The 18391-nt window shown below is 41.8% G+C and carries 15 protein-coding genes; 14 read left to right on the top strand and 1 reads right to left on the bottom strand.

Going from position 1 to position 18391, the window contains the following annotated elements; genetic code table 11:
* Positions 1 to 38: 38 nt before the first annotated feature.
* Positions 39 to 1796, bottom strand: a complete 1758-nt coding sequence (locus tag AN395_RS15310) for a HAMP domain-containing sensor histidine kinase (protein WP_029773775.1) — start codon at positions 1794 to 1796, stop codon at positions 39 to 41.
* A 372-nt stretch (positions 1797 to 2168) separates the two neighbouring features.
* Here AN395_RS15310 and AN395_RS15305 point away from each other — a divergent pair, with 372 nt between their 5' ends.
* From AN395_RS15305 to AN395_RS15240, 14 genes are all read left to right on the top strand, one after another.
* Complete coding sequence (locus tag AN395_RS15305; RefSeq protein WP_024031682.1) at positions 2169 to 2537, top strand: response regulator; 369 nt, start codon at positions 2169 to 2171, stop codon at positions 2535 to 2537.
* Positions 2538 to 2766: 229 nt separating this feature from the next.
* Positions 2767 to 5184, top strand: a complete 2418-nt coding sequence (gene thrA / locus AN395_RS15300; RefSeq protein WP_054983494.1) for a bifunctional aspartate kinase/homoserine dehydrogenase I — start codon at positions 2767 to 2769, stop codon at positions 5182 to 5184.
* A 9-nt stretch (positions 5185 to 5193) separates the two neighbouring features.
* On the top strand, positions 5194 to 6129 hold the full coding sequence (gene thrB / locus AN395_RS15295; protein WP_054983493.1) for a homoserine kinase: 936 nt from the start codon (positions 5194 to 5196) through the stop codon (positions 6127 to 6129).
* An 11-nt stretch (positions 6130 to 6140) separates the two neighbouring features.
* Entirely contained in the window at positions 6141 to 7424 is a 1284-nt protein-coding gene (thrC, locus tag AN395_RS15290; RefSeq protein WP_054983492.1) for a threonine synthase, read from the top strand.
* Between the two features lie 270 nt (positions 7425 to 7694).
* Complete coding sequence (gene glyA / locus AN395_RS15285) at positions 7695 to 8951, top strand: serine hydroxymethyltransferase (protein WP_024031685.1); 1257 nt, start codon at positions 7695 to 7697, stop codon at positions 8949 to 8951.
* A 340-nt stretch (positions 8952 to 9291) separates the two neighbouring features.
* Complete coding sequence (gene nrdR, locus AN395_RS15280) at positions 9292 to 9741, top strand: transcriptional regulator NrdR (RefSeq protein WP_004586861.1); 450 nt, start codon at positions 9292 to 9294, stop codon at positions 9739 to 9741.
* 2 nt (positions 9742 to 9743) lie between these two features.
* Positions 9744 to 10877, top strand: a complete 1134-nt coding sequence (gene ribD / locus AN395_RS15275; protein WP_054983491.1) for a bifunctional diaminohydroxyphosphoribosylaminopyrimidine deaminase/5-amino-6-(5-phosphoribosylamino)uracil reductase RibD — start codon at positions 9744 to 9746, stop codon at positions 10875 to 10877.
* 16 nt (positions 10878 to 10893) lie between these two features.
* Positions 10894 to 11547: a riboflavin synthase gene (locus AN395_RS15270; RefSeq protein WP_054983490.1), complete on the top strand. Its 654-nt coding sequence runs from the start codon at positions 10894 to 10896 to the stop codon at positions 11545 to 11547.
* A 29-nt stretch (positions 11548 to 11576) separates the two neighbouring features.
* Positions 11577 to 12689: a bifunctional 3,4-dihydroxy-2-butanone-4-phosphate synthase/GTP cyclohydrolase II gene (gene ribBA / locus AN395_RS15265; protein WP_054983489.1), complete on the top strand. Its 1113-nt coding sequence runs from the start codon at positions 11577 to 11579 to the stop codon at positions 12687 to 12689.
* 101 nt (positions 12690 to 12790) lie between these two features.
* Positions 12791 to 13255, top strand: a complete 465-nt coding sequence (gene ribE / locus AN395_RS15260; RefSeq protein ID WP_004586865.1) for a 6,7-dimethyl-8-ribityllumazine synthase — start codon at positions 12791 to 12793, stop codon at positions 13253 to 13255.
* Between the two features lie 15 nt (positions 13256 to 13270).
* Positions 13271 to 13681, top strand: a complete 411-nt coding sequence (gene nusB, locus AN395_RS15255) for a transcription antitermination factor NusB (protein ID WP_004586866.1) — start codon at positions 13271 to 13273, stop codon at positions 13679 to 13681.
* A gap of 94 nt (positions 13682 to 13775) precedes the next feature.
* Entirely contained in the window at positions 13776 to 14750 is a 975-nt protein-coding gene (gene thiL / locus AN395_RS15250) for a thiamine-phosphate kinase (RefSeq protein ID WP_054983488.1), read from the top strand.
* The gene (locus AN395_RS15245; protein WP_054983487.1) at positions 14747 to 15232 is read left to right on the top strand and encodes a phosphatidylglycerophosphatase A; all 486 of its coding nucleotides are present in this window, start codon (positions 14747 to 14749) and stop codon (positions 15230 to 15232) included. Before thiL ends, AN395_RS15245 begins: the two co-directional genes overlap by 4 nt.
* A gap of 37 nt (positions 15233 to 15269) precedes the next feature.
* Positions 15270 to 18356, top strand: coding sequence for a ligand-binding sensor domain-containing diguanylate cyclase (locus AN395_RS15240; protein WP_054983486.1), 3087 nt, complete (start codon positions 15270 to 15272; stop codon positions 18354 to 18356).
* Positions 18357 to 18391: the final 35 nt, after the last annotated feature.

Raw genomic sequence — 18391 nt, 5'->3', positions numbered from 1 at the left:
AATGGGGTTCTCGAAATGGCTGATTTTAAGCAAAGCCGTTATTGATTAAATAATGGCTTTGGCATGTTTTTAGGAAATTCAATATGGTAATGAAGCCCTTTGCCAGGCTCACTGCTTGCTTCTATTGAGCCGCTAAGTGTTTGCTTAACTAAGTTAAAGGTTATGTGTGTGCCTAACCCACTGCCGCCTTGGTCGCGTTTTGTCGTAAAAAATGGGTCAAACAATTTGGCTAATTGCTCTTTTGTTACGCCATTGCCGTTATCGGTGTAGTCAATAATAAGGAGTGTGTCATCGGCGCTAATATTTATATCAATATTGCCCTGCGCAATATTATCAAAACCATGAATAATTGAGTTCATAATTAAGTTAGTAAAAATTTGGCTAATTGCCCCTGCAGGCAGGTTAAGAACTAAATCATCCGGACACTGTAAATTTATGGTGTGCTTGGTTTTTTTTAGTTTAGGGTGGAGCGATAAAATTACTTCGTTTAAATAATCTTTAAAGTTAATTGTTCTTACAGCTTCACTGGCTTGGTCTACCGCTATTTGTTTAAAGCTGGCAATAAGCTCAGAGGCTCTATCAAGGTTGGTTGTAAGCAAGCTTGTGCTTTGCTTAGCTTCGTTTATAAATTCTTCTAATGCTTTGGGCGATAACTTTTTTTCTTTGTAGGCATTTTCTAACGTGTTTAAACGCTCTTGTAAAAACGATATAGCAGTTACACCAATACCAATAGGTGTGTTTATGTCGTGTGTAATACCGGCGACTAATCCGCCTAGTGCAGCCATTTTTTCGGTGCCTACTAAGCGCTCTTGAGCAAGGCTTAGCTCATCTAGGTAGCGTTCAAGCTCTTTTTGTTTAGTTAATAATTCTTCTTCGGTATGTCTGCGTAAATCAACTTCTTCGGTTAGTACCAGCTTTTGTTTTTCTAGTTCGTACTTTTGCTGTTGTAAATCCATCATAGCTTGGCTTAAGTTTGACGTTTTACGGGCAACATCTTGTTCAAGCTGTATATTGTGCTGGTCGAGCTTTTCGTTACTAACAATCAACTCACGTTGGGTATGCTCAAGCTCTTTTCTGTATTGAACTACTTTATCTATTAAGTTATTAAAAGACTGCTCCATAACGTTTAGCTCGTTATGCTCTTCGGTCTCAATGTCTATATGTTGACCTTCTAAGTCATCAAGCTCTAAGTTTTCTATTTGATCGGTTAACTCGTTTAAAGGGTCGGTGAGCAGCTTTCTAAATGCCATTAAAAACAGAATGATCAAAAAGGTGGTTTTGATCATGGCGTTACCAATTAAAAAGTAAATAGATACCATTATTCGGCTAAATACCACATCGCGGCTAGAGAACAAGGTCACATCACCTACTTGAGTAGCGCGCCCCGAAAATTCAAAAATTAGGGGGAAGGTATAACCAAAGAGACCCGATTTGGTGTCCTCTATAATGACTTCCTCTTGTACGAGTTGTTGGTTATAAAGTTTGTGTATATCCAAAGAGCGCCCCAGCTGCGAAATAATTTCACCGCTGTCGTCGCGCACTATAATGCCCTCCACCATAGGTATAGCAAGTAAGCCTTCTGCGGTTGTAATTGTTTGCTTTGTGTTTAGTTCCCAAATTGCGCGTGTTAAGCTTCGGCTAAAGGTTTTTTGCAGCGTACTTAGCTCATCACGAATGTAGTCTTTAGTATTTACAAATTCTGCAAGCACCTGTCCACATGTCACCACAAAGGTAAGCAAAAAATACACTGATAAAACATTAGTTAACAATTTCTTAGAAAGGCTTTTTTGTAACATATGGGATTTACTCATCCGGTGTAATTATATCTAAGTTGCAATTTCTAACTTAAAAGTTAGTCAATAAAACCTTAAAAATAAATAAAAAATTTATATTTTAAAGAGATAGCCCAGCTATTGAGTCGTTTTGTTTTAATAATAGTGCACTAAACTGATTTAAATTAATTTTAATGGCTACTGAGATTATAAAAACGATGATTTTTAATAGGCAGCTAAGGCAATTATCAATAATATTTAACGTTTTATTGTAAGGTTACAGTATTACATTATGCGAACAAGCAAAGTGTTAGAGTTTTAGGAACGTGTTAGAATAGAAAAAACCAACGGACGGCTCGTTTTTATAATTTTTAGAAGGTTATTTTAGTAGTTAACATGATGAAATTTTCTATATTAGTGTGTGATGACTCCACTGTTGCACGCAAACAAGTTGTGCGTTGTTTAAATGAGTGCGTGAGTGCCGACATTCAACAAGCCGCAAACGGGGCCGATGCGCTGGCGCTTTTACGCTTGCAGCAATTTGATCTTTTGTGTTTAGACTTAACCATGCCAGAAGTTGACGGTGTACAAGTGCTGGAGCGCATTAAGGCAGAAAAAATTGAGTGTTTTGTACTGGTGATCTCCGCTGATATACAACAACAAATGAAGCAAAAAGTCGCGCAGCTTGGTGCTATCGACTTTATAAATAAACCTATTAATAAATCGGCTTTAAGTGAAGTTTTGCATAAATTTGGCATTCATTAGGTTTTTTCATGTTCAAAAAGGCTGTTTTATCTTTTAATTTGGGGTTGACAGCATAGCCTTTGTTAAGGCAGTCTTAGCTCTATGAAAACAATTAATCGCGCACTGACCATTATTATTACAACCACCATTCTTACTGGATAGTGGCATAGGTCGGTGCAACAAATTTAAAGGCCTGTGTTCACTAAGAACACAGGCCTTTTTTCGTTTTATGGGATGAGGAACATAAATAATGCGCGTTTTAAAATTTGGAGGCTCTTCGCTTGCCGACTTTGCCTGTTTGCAACAAGTAGCTTTGCTGGTAAAAGCACAGTTAAAAGATGAAATGTTACTGGTACTTTCTGCACCCGGAGGTATGACTGATTCATTAGTTGCGCTGGCAAGTGCCGCTGAGCAAGGTCAAGATTTTTCTCAGCAGTGGCAAGCTTTGCTAAGCCGATGCGAGACATTAAAAGCAGAAGTAGAAAAAAGCAGTGGCGAAGTAAAAAACTGGCCAGATTTTAATGAGCTTAAAAATAAGCTAGATGGTGTGGCGCTTATTAAGTGCTGCCCAGATCAAATTCGTGCTTTTGTAATTAGTTTTGGTGAGCGTGTTAGCGTATCGCTAATGCAAAGTTTATTAAGCTCGCACAATGCACAATACCTTGAAGCAACGCGTTGTGTTGCCTCTACTGGTGGCTACATTGATGCTGAGGCCGACTTAGTAACGAGTAAAGCACGCTTTCAAGCAGTACTTAAAGAAAACCCAGCCACCATTTACATTATGCCAGGCTTTACAGCAAGCAACGAGCAAGGCGAACTTACTACACTTGGTCGTAATGGCTCTGATTACTCAGCAGCTATTGCAGCGGCATGTTTAGATGCTGAAATTTGCCAAATTTGGACTGACGTTGATGGTGTGTACAGTGCTGATCCGCGCTACATCAAAAAAGCGACTAAAGTTGATTTCTTATCTTATAAAGAAGCGATGGAGCTTTCTTACTTTGGCGCTAAAGTACTTCATCCTAAAACCATTTTACCGTGCGCGAAAGCGGGCGTACCGTGCGAAATTAAAAATACCCATAATCCAGATGCTCAGGGGTCATTAATTGGTAACGACTATTCATCTGATGAGCCAGTAAAAGCGCTTTCTAGCTTGCAAGACTTAGCAATGCTAACCGTGTCAGGCCCTGGCATGAAAGGTAAAGTGGGCATGGCCTCTAAGGTATTTAATGCTCTTGCGCACGATAACGTATCGATAGTATTAATTACTCAATCATCGTGTGAATTTAGCATTAGCTTTTGTGTGCACGAAAGCGATTTAGCGCTAGCACTAGAGGCCTTGCAAAGTGCATTTGAACTTGAATTACAAGCAGGCTTAATTGAGCCGGTGCAAGTACAACGTAATCTTGCCATTGTTACTTTAGTGGGCGATAACATGCGCGCACACAAAGGTTTAGCAGCACAGTTTTTTGCTTCTCTTGCACAGGCCCAAGTAAACATAGTAGCCATTGCGCAGGATTCTACAGAAAGTGCTATTTCGGCGGTTATTGATGGCGAGCTGTGTAACGATGCAGTAAAAATATGCCATGAAAACTTTTTTACCCACGTCCCTTCAATTGACGTATTTTTACTTGGCTGTGGCTTAGTAGGCCAAGAGCTTATTTCTCAGTTAGAGCGCCAGCAAGCGTGGCTTGAAAAACGTAATATTAAGTTAAACCTATATGGCGTTGCTAATTCTCGTCAATTGCATTTAGACAGCGAAGGTATTGCATTTGATGACTGGCAGCAAAAGCTTGCAGCATCAGAGCAAGCGTTTGACTTAAATTTAGTTGAGCAGTTTGTAAAACAAAATCACTTAGTAAACCCCGTGCTTGTAGATTGTACGTCTTCTGATGCGCTAGCGGCTCAGTATGTGGATTTTTTAAATGCGGGCTTCCATGTGGTTGCCGCTAATAAAAAAGCAACAACCAGCTCGTACGATTATTACCAAGACTTAATTGCAGCAACACAAAAAAATAACCGCAAGTTTTTATACGAAACAAACGTAGGTGCAGGCTTACCGGTAATCGATAACCTACAGTCGTTATTTGGTGCAGGTGATGAGTTACTTGAGTTTAGCGGTATTTTATCAGGCTCACTGTCGTACATGTTTGGTGCACTAGAAGATGGTTTATCACTTTCTGAGGCAACCATTAAAGCAAAAGAAAGCGGTTTTACAGAGCCAGACCCACGCGATGATCTATCGGGTACCGATGTAGCACGTAAATTACTTATTATTGCTCGCGAAGCCGGCATGAAATTAGAGCTTAGCGATATAGAAGTAGAGTCGGTATTGCCTCAAGGTTTTGCACAAGGTGACAGCGTAGATGAATTTATGGCTAAACTGCCAAGTTTAGATGCTGAGTTTAACGACCGTATTCAAAGTGCGGCGGCAGAGGGCAAGGTACTGCGTTATGTAGGTACAATTAAAGAAGGCCACTGTAAAGTAGGCATTGAAGCGGTCGATTCATCGCATGCATTAAATGTTATTCGTGATGGTGAAAACGCATTAGCTATTTTAAGCCAGTATTATCAACCACGCCCGTTTGTAATTCGTGGCTACGGTGCAGGCTCTGCGGTAACAGCTGCAGGCGTATTTGCCGACGTATTAAAAACGTTATCGCGCTAGGAGAGCATTATGATAGAAGTATATGCTCCGGCGTCTATAGGTAATTTTACAGTGGGCTTTGATGCACTTGGGGCAGCGCTTGCGCCTATTGATGGCAGCTTATTAGGTGATGTAGCCGTAGTAAGCGCCGCAGCAAGTGATGAGTTTGTTTGCTCTGGCGAATACGCGCATAAGTTACCAAGCGATGCGAGCGAAAACCTAGCATATCAATGTTTAGTACATTTTAGAGCGCACGTTGCGCCAGATATGCCAAGTGTAAAATTAGAGCTTAAAAAGAATTTACCAATTGGCTCAGGGCTAGGTTCGAGTGCGTGCTCGGTGGTAGCAACCTTTGCTGCGCTTGATAAGTTTGCTCAAACCAATTTAAGCCAAGTTGAGCTGATTGAATTAATGGCTGATTTTGAAGCGATAGTCAGTGGCGGGCGTCATTATGACAACATCACCCCGTGTTATTTAGGGGGCTTACAGCTTACAGGCGATTTAATTCCAGATAAGTCAATTGCTCTACCAGTTGATGAAAACTGGTACTACGTAGCGGCGTTTCCTGGGTTTTCGCTTAATACCGCAAAGGCACGATCGGTATTACCTAAAGAGCTAAGCATGCATGCAGGGGTTGAGTTTGCACAGCGTTTATCGGCATTTAGCAGTTTGTTATTAACGCAGCGTTTTGATGATGCACTGAGCATTATGCAAGACGATATAGCAGAGCCTTACCGAGCGCCGTTAATAATAGGGTTTAGCGAAGCGAAAGCAAATTTGCCAGCGCTTGGTGCAGAAATTGTCAGTATTTCAGGTGCGGGCCCTACTTTATTTACAGTGTGTAAAACATTAGAAGCTGCTGAAAAATGTGCGCAGTGGTTAGCGCAAAACTATATAAATGAGCAGGGCTTTTGCCACATTTGTAAATTAGATAACGACGGCACGCGTCAATTAACAGTTTTATAGGATAGGCATTTATGCAATTACATAATTTAAAAGAAAACTCTCAAAAAGTGTCGTTTGTTGAAGCGGTAAAAACAGGGCTTGGGCGCAATCAGGGGGTATTTTTCCCTGAAAGCTTAGCGCCACTCGCCGATGTAGATGCGTTATTAGATATGGACTTTGTTACCCGCAGTAGCAAAATTTTATCGCACCTTATTGGTGATGAATTACCCGCTGATACCGTTGCTAAAATGGTTAAAAATGCGTTTAACTTCCCCGTAAAATTGGTAGAGGTTGAAGACAATAACTATTGTTTAGAGCTTTTTCATGGCCCTACGCTTGCGTTTAAAGACTTTGGCGGGCGCTTTATGGCTGAGTGTTTAGCACAGTTTAATCAAGGCGAAAAAGTCACGATTTTAACGGCAACCTCTGGCGATACTGGCGCTGCTGTTGCACATGCGTTTTACAACAAGCCAAACATAGATGTGGTTATTCTATACCCTAAAGGCAAAATTTCGCTTGCTCAGCAAAAGCTATTTACTACGCTTGGTAACAACATTCATTGTTACGCGGTTGATGGCAGTTTTGATGATTGCCAAGAGCTGGTTAAAAAGTCGTTTTTAGATGACGAAGTTAAATCTACACTTGGCCTTAATTCAGCTAACTCAATCAACATTAGCCGCCTAGTGGCCCAAGTATGTTATTACTTTGAAGCCATTGCTCAGCTACCAAAAGAAAAGCGTGCTACAGCGCATATTTCGGTCCCTAGTGGTAACTTTGGTAACGTATGTGCCGCCATGATTGGTGCTGTAATCGGTTTGCCGGTGGGTAAACTAAGCGCGACTACAAATCAAAACGACACCGTGCCACGTTACATGCTTGATAAAAATTGGGCGCCAAATGCCACACTTGAGTCGCTTTCAAATGCGATGGATGTAAGCAAGCCAAATAACTGGCCACGTGTGCAAACAATGTTAGATAATAACTGGTTTAGCTACGATAATTTTTACTCAACCAGCGTGAGCGAAGAAAATACGCAAGCAGTGATGAAAAATATTCAACAAACTGGTTATGTTGCAGAGCCGCATACCGCCATTGCATACCAAGGTCTTGTAGAGAATAAAGCACCCGGCGCAGCAGGTATCTTTTTAGCAACTGCTCACCCTGCTAAGTTTAAAGATAGCGTAGAAGAGATCCTAAATATTGAACTTGATATGCCAAAACCACTTAGCGACGCACTTGCTAAACCTTGTTTAGCAAACGACATCAACCCTGATTATGAAGCGTTACGCACTGAAATACTCGCTAAGTTAGGCTAACTAACTTAGCGTTAAAAAAGCGGCTTTGGCCGCTTTTTTTGTATTTTGAACGCGCTAAATAAAGTATTTATCATTAACTAATTAAATGTAAAAAATAAAAGCCATTTAAATTATTAATGCATTTATAAAAAAATATCATCTTAAAAACGCTGTGAAATAGATTCAATCCCTGTTTAAATATCCTCAACTTAAGAGCGTAGGCAAAGAGTCGTTTAAAGCGTACAATAAAGCCTCTAAAAAACACCATACACGTTGCCCTAGGAGACCCCAATGTTAGAACGTAGCATGAATATTTCGGATTTTGATCCAGAGTTATTTGACGCGATAAACAAAGAAACTGCTCGCCAAGAAGAGCACATTGAATTAATCGCATCAGAAAACTACTGTAGCCCACGCGTACTAGAAGCACAGGGTTCACAGCTTACAAACAAATACGCAGAAGGTTACCCGGGCAAACGTTACTATGGCGGTTGTGAGCACGTAGACGTTGTTGAACAACTTGCAATTGATCGTGCTAACGAGCTATTTGGTTCTGACTATGCAAACGTTCAGCCACATGCGGGTTCTCAAGCAAATGCAGCTGTTTTCTTAGCATTATTAGAAGCGGGCGACACTGTACTTGGTATGAGCTTAGCTCATGGTGGTCACTTAACGCACGGTTCACACGTAAGCTTCTCAGGTAAGTTATACAATGCAATCCAGTACGGGCTAGACGAAGCAACTGGCGAAATTGACTACGCACAGGTAGAAGCGCTAGCACTTGAGCACAAACCAAAAATGATTATTGGTGGTTTTTCTGCGTACTCAGGTATTGTTGATTGGGCTAAATTCCGTGAGATTGCTGATAAAGTAGGTGCTTACTTATTTGTTGATATGGCTCACGTTGCCGGTTTAATTGCGGCGGGTGTTTACCCAAGCCCAGTACCTCACGCGCATGTTGTAACAACAACAACACACAAAACTTTAGCAGGCCCTCGTGGTGGTTTAATTATTTCTGCTTGTGGCGACGAAGCAATTTACAAAAAGCTTAACAGCGCTGTGTTCCCAGGTGGCCAGGGTGGTCCTTTATGTCACATTATTGCTGCAAAAGCAGTGGCATTTAAAGAAGCTCTACAACCAGAATTTAAAACATACCAAGCACAAGTAGTTAAAAATGCTCAAGCTATGGTTGCTGTTATGCAAGAGCGCGGTTACAAAATCGTATCTGATAAAACAGAAAACCACTTATTCTTACTTGATTTAATCGATAAAGATATCACAGGTAAAGATGCAGACGCAGCGCTTGGTAATGCAAATATTACTGTGAACAAAAACTCTGTACCAAACGATCCTCGCTCACCGTTTGTTACTTCTGGTTTACGTATTGGTTCACCTGCAATTACGCGTCGTGGCTTTAAAGAAGCTGAATCGAAAGAACTTGCTGGCTGGATTTGTGACGTATTAGACAACATCAACGATGAGTCAGTACAAGCGCAAGTTAAAGAAAAAGTTAAAGCAATTTGTGCAAAACTACCTGTATACGCTTAATTGCATAAGCAGCAGTAATTTAGATCACAACAAGGGGCCTGTTTACCTTTCGAGGTTTAATTTGCAGTAGTATGTTTGGTTTTTAGGCAAGGCAGAGTCTATGTAGTGTGGTTACTCCACACAAATAGGCGATAACGCAGCATAAATGCCAAACATGCACTGCCCTCGGGTTCTGCTCGGTTTTTACTTAGCCCACTAGGTTACAAACCTCGCGCCGCGATCAAATCACCCCTAGATAGAACAAATTTAATCCTGAAAGGCCAACAGGCCCTATTTTTTTGCTAAGATAAAAGGCCGCTAAATAGCGGCCTTTTTTGTTTTAAAACGGAAGTACCGAGTTATGCATTGCCCATTTTGTACCGCAAAAGATACTAAAGTTATTGATTCTCGCCTAGTCGGCGGAGGCCACCAAGTTCGCCGTCGTCGTGAATGTAACGAGTGTCACGAGCGATTTACTACCTTTGAAGGCGCCGAGTTAGTTATGCCACGTGTAATTAAACAAGATGGCAGCCGAGAACCCTTTAATGAAGATAAACTACTCAATGGCCTTAATCGCGCCCTAGAAAAACGCCCTGTTAGTACAGAGCAAGTGGATGAAGTGGTTAATATTATTAAATCGCAGTTGCGTGCTACCGGCGAGAGAGAGATATCAAGTCACCTTGTGGGTGAGTGCATAATGGAGGCGCTTAAAAAACTGGATAAAGTAGCCTATGTGCGGTTTGCCTCTGTGTATCGCTCGTTTGAAGATATACGCGAATTTGGTGAAGAAATTGCCCGTTTAGGGGAGTAATAATGCAAAACCAAATAACCTTTACTGCGCAAGATGAAATGTACATGGCACGTGCCATCGAGCTTGCAAAAAAAGGGCGATTTACAACCACCCCCAATCCTAATGTAGGGTGTGTTTTAGTTAAAGATAACCACATAATTGGTGAAGGGTTTCATCAATTAGCTGGGCAGGGGCATGCTGAGGTTAATGCCCTTGCTGTAGCAGGTGAAAACGCAAAAGGTGCGACTGCGTATGTTACGCTTGAACCGTGTAGCCATTACGGACGCACTCCGCCGTGTGCAGAGGGCTTAAAAGCGGCAGGTGTAGTAAAAGTTATTGCAGCTATGGTCGACACCAACCCTCAAGTAGCAGGTAAAGGGCTTAAAATACTCAGCGATGCCGGTATTGAGGTGGCATTTGGGCTTTTAGAGCAGCAAGCGCGCGCACTTAATTTAGGTTTTTTTAAGCGTATGGAGCACGGGCTTCCGTATGTTACGTGTAAAATGGCGGCCAGCATTGATGGTAAAACCGCGCTTAAAAATGGCCAAAGTAAGTGGATCACCGGCAGCGCTGCGCGACAAGATGTACAATTACACCGAGCACAAAGCTGCGCTATTTTAACGGGCGCTGATACGGTTATTACCGATGATGCTAAGCTCAATGTGAGGTTAAGCGAGTTGCCACAGGCTTTGCCTACTGAATTACCCCTACGCCAACCGGTGCGTGTTATAATTGACTCACAAAATAGGCTTACACCAGAGCTGGCAGTATTTAATATTGAAAGTGAAATAATAATTTTTACTACCAAGGTTGATAAATCAACGCAGTGGCCGCATTTTGTAAGGCATATAGAAGTGCCACAGCAAAATAACAAAGTTAATTTAACGTCTGTTTTAGCGCACCTTGCTAAGCTGCAATTTAATCATGTTTATTTAGAAGCGGGTGCTACACTTGCCGGTAAAATGACAGAGCTTAATTTAATAGACGAATATATATTTTATCTAGCGCCTAAACTAATGGGGTGCGATGCAAAAAGCTTAGTTAATTTTGCACCGCTAACAGATATGCAAAACACCGTTAATTTGACGTTTAAAGAGTGTGTGAAAATAGGCGATGATTTACGTATAACCGCTACAAAACACATTCCAATCACTTAATTAAAAGAGTAGGGCTATGTTTACTGGAATAATTGAAGCCACAGGCAAAATTGCGCTATTACAAAAAAAACAAGGCGATTTAGCCATTCGCATTCAAAGCGCTAATCTTGATATGAGCGATGTAAAGCTTGGCGATAGCATTGCCACTAATGGCGTATGTTTAACGGTAGTTGATAAGCACATTGATGGCTTTAGTGCCGACTTATCAAACGAAACTATCAGCTTAACTGGGTTTGCAAATTATAATATTGGCCAAACAGTTAACCTTGAAAAAGCCATGCAGCCGGTTTCACGTTTAGGCGGGCATTTAGTGTCAGGTCATGTTGATGGCATTGCAACCATTACAGCCATTACTAGTAATGCGCGCGCCACAGAATATTGGCTAAGCACCGATGAAAACTTAATGAAGTACATTCCTTACAAAGGGTCTGTATGTATAGATGGTATAAGCCTGACAGTAAACGCTGTACAAGGTAATACATTTAAATTAACCATAGTGCCGCACACAAGCGAGCAAACCACCATTGCTGATTTTAAAGTGGGCACACGCGTTAATTTAGAAGTCGACCAAATTGCACGTTATTTAGAGCGCCTTATTAAAGGGGCTGAGCAGCCGACAGGCTCAGATATTTCAATGAGCTTACTAGCTAAAGCTGGTTTTGTTAAATAACGACACTGATAACTTACACGAGCAAATTTATGAATTTACACAGCGCACAAGAAATCATCGACGACATTAAAGCCGGTAAAATGGTTATTTTAATGGATGACGAAGACAGAGAAAACGAAGGTGATTTAATTATTGCAGCAGAGCACATTAGCGCCGAAGCAATTAACTTTATGGCCACTCATGGCCGTGGCTTAATTTGTTTAACTATGACGCAAGAGCGTTGTGAGCAGCTTGATTTACCGTTAATGGTTAAAAACAATGGCGCAGCGTTTTCTACTAACTTTACTATGTCGATTGAAGCTGCCAAAGGCGTAACAACGGGTATATCAGCAGCCGATAGAGCGCGTACAGTTCAAGCGGCAATTGCAAAGGGTGCTGTACCAAGCGATATAGTACAACCTGGGCATATTTTTCCTATTATGGCACAACCAGGTGGCGTGTTAACGCGCGCAGGCCACACCGAAGCTGGGTGTGATTTAGCACGTTTAGCCGGCCTTGAAGCCTCATCAGTTATTGTAGAAATCCTCAATGCCGATGGCACTATGGCGCGCCGCCCCGATTTAGAAATATTTGCTAAAGAGCATGGTATTAAAATTGGCACAATTGCAGATTTAATTGAATACCGAAACCTTAACGAAACCACCATAGAGCAAGTGGCTAAGTGTAAATTACCTACTGAGCACGGTGAGTTTGATTTAGTAACCTACAAAGATACGATTGACGGCCAACTGCACTACGTATTGTTAAAAGGCGAAATTAAAGAGCAAGAGCCAACGCTTGTGCGCGTGCACTTACAAAGCACCTTTAACGACATTTTACTTTCAGACAGAAGTGCGGACCGTAGCTGGGGGCTTTCTGATGCAATGGCTTACATTGCAAAAAATAACGGTGCACTGGTTATTTTAGGCAAACAAGAAAGCACCGAAGAGCTAGAAGCCACAGTAAAAGCGTTTGCTGCTGCCGATGCTGGCGAAAATGTTACGCCGCGTAAATTTAAAGGTACATCGCGTACCGTTGGTGTGGGCTCGCAAATACTAGCTGATTTAGGTATTAAGCAAATGCGCTTAATGAGTCGCCCTAAAAAGTACCATGCACTTTCGGGCTTTCATTTAGAAGTGGTTGATTACGTTGAGCCACAATAAGGGCTCAGCTTTTAACTAGTCTATTTTTTTATTTTTATGGTATGATGCGCAGCAATTTTTGCGCAATCGCAACCGCTTGAACATATTTTTAGGGTTATCAAATGAAAATTATTGAAGGTAATAAGTACGCTCCAGGCAAAAAATTCGCTATTGTTATTTCTCGTTTTAACGATTTTATTGGTAGCAGCCTACTAGAAGGTGCTGTTGATGAGCTAAAGCGTACTGGTGGCGTAGCCGATGATGACATTACCGTTGTGTATGTACCCGGTGCAGTAGAGTTACCTTTAGCGGCAAAACGCATTGCGGCAAAAAAAGAGTATGATGCAATCATCGCATTAGGCGTAGTGATCAGAGGTGGTACACCACACTTTGACCTCGTTGCTGGCGAATCTAACAAAGGCCTTGCAAATGTATCGCTTGAGTATGATATCCCGGTTGCATTTGGCGTATTAACCACAGAAAGCATTGAACAAGCAATTGAACGCGCTGGTACCAAAATGGGTAACAAAGGCGGCGAAGCGGCATTAGGCGCGCTTGAAATGGTTAATGTGTTAGATAAAATTTAAGTTTAAGGAATTTTTGTGAAACCAGCAGCAAGACGTAAAGCACGTATCTTAGCACTTCAAGCCGTTTATTCTTGGCAATTAAGTGGCAATTTAATTGCCGATATCGAACAACAAATGTTGATCGAAAACGACGTGACTAAAATTGATGTTGAATACTTTAAAGATTTAGCGCGTGGCGTTGCCGTTAATTATAAGCAACTAGATGAAGCTGTATCTCCGCATTTAACACGTCCATTTGATGATTTAGATATGGTAGAGCGTGCAATTTTACGTTTAAGCGCGTATGAGCTTAAATTCCGTGAAGATGTGCCATACAAAGTAGCAATCAATGAAGGCATTGAGCTTGCTAAAATATTTGGCGCTGAAGACAGCCATAAATTTGTAAACGGTGTACTTGATAAAGCTGTTAAGCATTTACGCAAGTAATACTAACCTTGCTAAAGCGCTCTGCTAAAGAGCTTAGCTTTAACAGTTAGTACACGTTAAAAAGGAGAGCCGGCATAGGTCGGCTTTTTTGTGTATGAAGGAATTTGAATTAATAAACCGCTACTTTAAAGGTCGTGGTATAACTCGTCGTGATGTAAGCCTAGGAATAGGGGACGACTGTGCATTAGTTACCGTTCCGCAAAACTGCCAACTTGCAGTAACAACTGATACGCTTGTATCGGGTGTTCATTTTTTTGATGACATTTCTCCCCGAGCATTAGGACACCGAGCACTGGCCGTAAATCTAAGTGATTTAGCAGCCATGGGGGCTGAGCCTACTTGGGTGTCGGTGGCATTAACCCTACCAAATATTAACCAGCAGTGGATTGAAGAATTTACTGAGGGAATGCACGAAATTGCTGAGTACTTTAATGTACAAATAATTGGTGGCGATACTACGCAGGGCCCTTTAACAGTTACTATATGCGCTAAAGGCACTGTGCCAGAGGGCAAAGCTTTACGCCGTGCAGGTGCTAAAGTGGGCGACTGGGTGTGTGTAACCGGCACGCTAGGTGATGCAGGCTTGGCTATTGAATCTCGCAAGCGTGGCCTAAGTATTGAGCCTGAGCACTTAAAGTACATAAATAGCCGCTTTGATTACCCCACTCCACGGGTGGCTGCAGGGCAAGTATTACGTGGCCTTGCTTCATCAGCTATTGATGTGTCTGATGGCCTTATGGCGGATTTAAGCCACATACTTGATATGTCACAAGTTAGCGCCAGTATAAATATTGAAAACATCCCAACCTCAGACGCTATGCGTTCAAGCCTGAGCTTTGAGGCGCAATTGCCGTATATTTTAGGCTATGGCGATGACTACGAATTACTTTTTACTGTCTCTGAAGATAATAAAAGCATGTTGGAGCTTAAATTACGTCAATACGGCGTAGAAGCAACGTGCATAGGGCAAATAAAAAGTGGCGAAGGGCACATTGAGCTTTTACACCACGGTGAAAAATTTAATTTTGAGCAACAGGGCTTTGAGCACTTTGCCAAGGAGCAGGTTTGACTAGCAAAAAACAGTTTAATTTAAAGCGCCCGCACCAGTTATTTGGCCTAGGGTTTGGCACTGGCCTTGCGCCTGTTGCGCCAGGCACCTTTGGTACATTTGCTGCTTTACCATTTATTTTTATGACCATGTATTTTCCGCTTTGGCTACAAATCGTGTTTGCCGTGGTTATTAGTGTTTTTGGTATTTGGGCGTGTGGCAAAACCGCCGATGATTTAGGTGTGCACGACCATCCAGCCATAGTGTGGGATGAAGTTGCGGGTTATTACATTACGATGATTGGTGCAGCGCTTAGTTGGCAAACCTTACTTGTAGGCTTTTTATTATTTAGATTTTTTGATATTGCCAAACCTGGCCCGATCAAAACGCTCGATAAGCGAATGGATGGTGGCGTGGGTATAATGGCAGATGATGTACTTGCCGGTATTTTTTCGCTTATTTGTTTGCAAGCGTTAATAAAAGCAGGTTTACTACCCTTTTAATTTTTGTGTTTTATTTGTTTAACTAGGTGGCAGCGAAATGATGCGATTTTTACTGGTATGTGTACTTATGTTGTGTGCCATGCCAAGTTGGGCTTCTATTACTGATTACGTTGTTAAGCAATGGAATATCAAAGATGGCTTGCCCTCGCAATCGCTAAAAAGTGTTGTGCAAGATCAGCAAGGCTATATGTGGGTCGGAACGCAATTTGGCCTTAGCCGCTTTGACGGCACAACTTTTACTAATTACAACACACAAAATAGTCCTTTTTTGCCAAGCAATGGTATTAATAAACTGCTCATAGATAGTAATGGCTATCTGTGGGTGGGCACTAAAAGTGGCTTGGTGGTCATAAACCCACAAACGCTTGCCGCACAAGAATTTAATATTAAAGGCCCAGTTAGAGACATATTAGAAGATGCCAAGGGCAGCATTTGGATTGCAGCTAATGGGCTTTATTATGTAGACCGCAACCAAGTTGATTTACGTGATAAAGCGAACGAACTCGTTCCTATTGTAAATGCCACTGTGATCACCCAAATAGTGGGGTCGGTTAGTCAAATGGCGCTTTCTCCAGAGGGGATTTGGCTTGTCAACGATCGTCATTTACTACGCTTAACTAAAAGCGCCTCAGATTTTTCAAAACTCAGGTTGGAGTTAACAGCTAAGGTGTCGTTGCCTGAGCGGTTAGCACAAACCATTGTTCATGATCTGTCTTTTTTAAATGGTAATTTATATTTAGCCTCTGAACTGGGTGCCTACTTTTTAGATTTAGACGATGAGCTAAGACCTTTTCCGCTACCGAATGCGAATAACTCAGCTGTGTATAAATTTATGAGCGACACCAATGGTGGCTTATGGGTTTCTACGTATGGACGACTGCTTTTTAGAGCTAAGTCGGGTGAGTGGCAATGGGTTGAGCCAAGTCAGCTAGATCAAAGTATTTGGTTTGCCGATATTTACCGCGATAGCCAAAATAATATTTGGCTTGCAAGTTTTAGCGAAGGCTTATGGCTTGCACACGAAGGGCGTATAGAACGCCACTCTGCTTTATCGCAAATGACAGAGGCCGTTATGGCAATCAGCCAAGCGCCCGATGGTAATTTATGGGCGGCAAATAAAAGTGGTATTGGGTATTTCGATTTAAATAAAAACTTTGTCAATAAAATACCCAGTGCGCAATTTGGCCGTGCAACAGTACACGACTTACAGTTTGATGGGTCGCGTTTATATATAGCGACCGGACGAGGGCTGTTTTTTTACGAGCAAGATAAACTATACAGTTTTCCTGGCAGAGCGCTGCGCGACAATCCGGTATTCGCTATTAGCCCATCAAGCAAAGGTGGTTTTTGGATAGGTACAGGGCGTGGCTTGTATAGGCTAAGTTATGGCGGGTTAACACCCTTTGCATACAATGCCTTTTTAGGCAGTAAATTTATAACGTATGTGCTCGATAAAGCAAACTTTGGTGTAATAGGGACCAGTAAAGGGGCGTATTACTTTACTGACCGTGGCATTGAAAAAATAGGTGACCAAACTTCGCTCGAAAGTGCATACATCACCAGCGTATTACATATAGATGGTGTAGGTATTTTAATTGGCTCGCTTAATGACGGCTTATTTTACAGAAGTTTACAAGGGCATTGGCGACAGTTAGATGCAGCCAACGGCTTACCCTATGGCTCTATTTTTAGCCTAGAGTATGACGAAACCTATAAGCGTGTATGGGTAAGTACCATGAAAGGTGTTTACCGTATGCCAGTAGCGCAATTTAAATCAGAGGTGTCGAGCTTAAAAGTGGAAGAGGTTATTTCTTCTTTTGATAGGCAGCTCGATGGTAAAGCAAGCCAGTGTTGTAACGGTTTAGGACACGATGCCGTTGCCATGACCGATTATTCAATTTGGTACCCAAGCTTACAAGGCATTGTAGAAATACCTAAAAATACCGAGCTATTTGGCCTAAATGTATTAAAGCCTAAAGTAGAAACACTGACCACACCACTGCGCGCGTTAACTACCGCAGCATTGGGCGAAAAGCCTTTACTAGATACTGATGAGCGCGACATAACGTTAAAGTACACCGCTATCGATTATTATGCGCCAAATAGTATTGAATTTAGATATAAGTTAAGTGGGTTAGATAGTGATTGGCGCTATGCTAATGCACGCCGAGAAGCCATTTATACAAATTTACCGGCGGGGTCATTTTTATTTGAGCTTGAGGCAAAACGCCAAGGCGAAGATTGGGACAGAGCGCAAACTGTCGAGTATGCATTTGTAGTACCGCAGCGCTTTGACGAAACTATTTACTTTAGATTGCTAATTGTTAGTGGGTTTATTTTACTGTTTTACTTTATTTTTTGGGTATTTAGAGCGCAAGAGCGCCGTAAGCAAGAAGTACTCGAAGCCCTGGTTACAGAGCGTACATTAGAGCTGCGCCAAGCTAACGATAAATTAGGCCAAGTAAACTCACAGCTTAAACTAGTTAGTCACTCAGATGAGCTTACAGGGCTACGTAGCCGCCGCTTTTTGTTTGATCAGCTCCCTAAAGATATTGAGCACTTCCAACGTAATGCGCAGTCTTTACAAGCGCAAGGTAAGTCACTTGTACTGCTTATTATCAACTTTGATAACTTTAGCCGTATAAACGATGCGTATGGCCCAATAGCAGGAGATAGCTGCTTACAACAAATGGCAGCGTTACTTAATTCGCGTACCCAAGGCTCTGACTATGTAGCACGCTGGAGTGGGGATGAGTTTTTATTATTGCTGCGCGATTTTAAGTGCAACATGATTGACAGCTATGCCTCTGATTTATGCCAAGCAATCGCATTAAATTCGTTTCAATTACCAAACGGTAAAACAACCAATATTACGGCTTCATTGGGGTGGTCTTTTTACCCACTGCCACTTTTAGGTGGGCAAGTAATAAGCTGGGAGACGTCGATAAACTTAGCCGATATAGCGCTTCATCAGGTTAAAAAACGCGGTGGTGACGGTGTGGCAAATATTACGTTTGATAAACAGTTGGATGCGTTTGAGTTTGAGCAAAATTCGAATGTAGATCAGCAGCTGGGTATTTTACAAAGTAATGGCTTAGCAGATATTAAAGTGTGGATGCGATAATGCCCAACCTACAAAAGTAGGCTAGGCATGGTGAG

Origin of the sequence: Pseudoalteromonas sp. P1-30 (genome assembly GCF_001400005.1) — a bacterium.
GTDB classification, from domain to species: Bacteria; Pseudomonadota; Gammaproteobacteria; order Enterobacterales; family Alteromonadaceae; genus Pseudoalteromonas; species Pseudoalteromonas atlantica.
The sequence above is the reverse complement of the archived record's forward strand: the minus strand, read 5'-3'. Positions and strand labels throughout refer to the sequence as shown.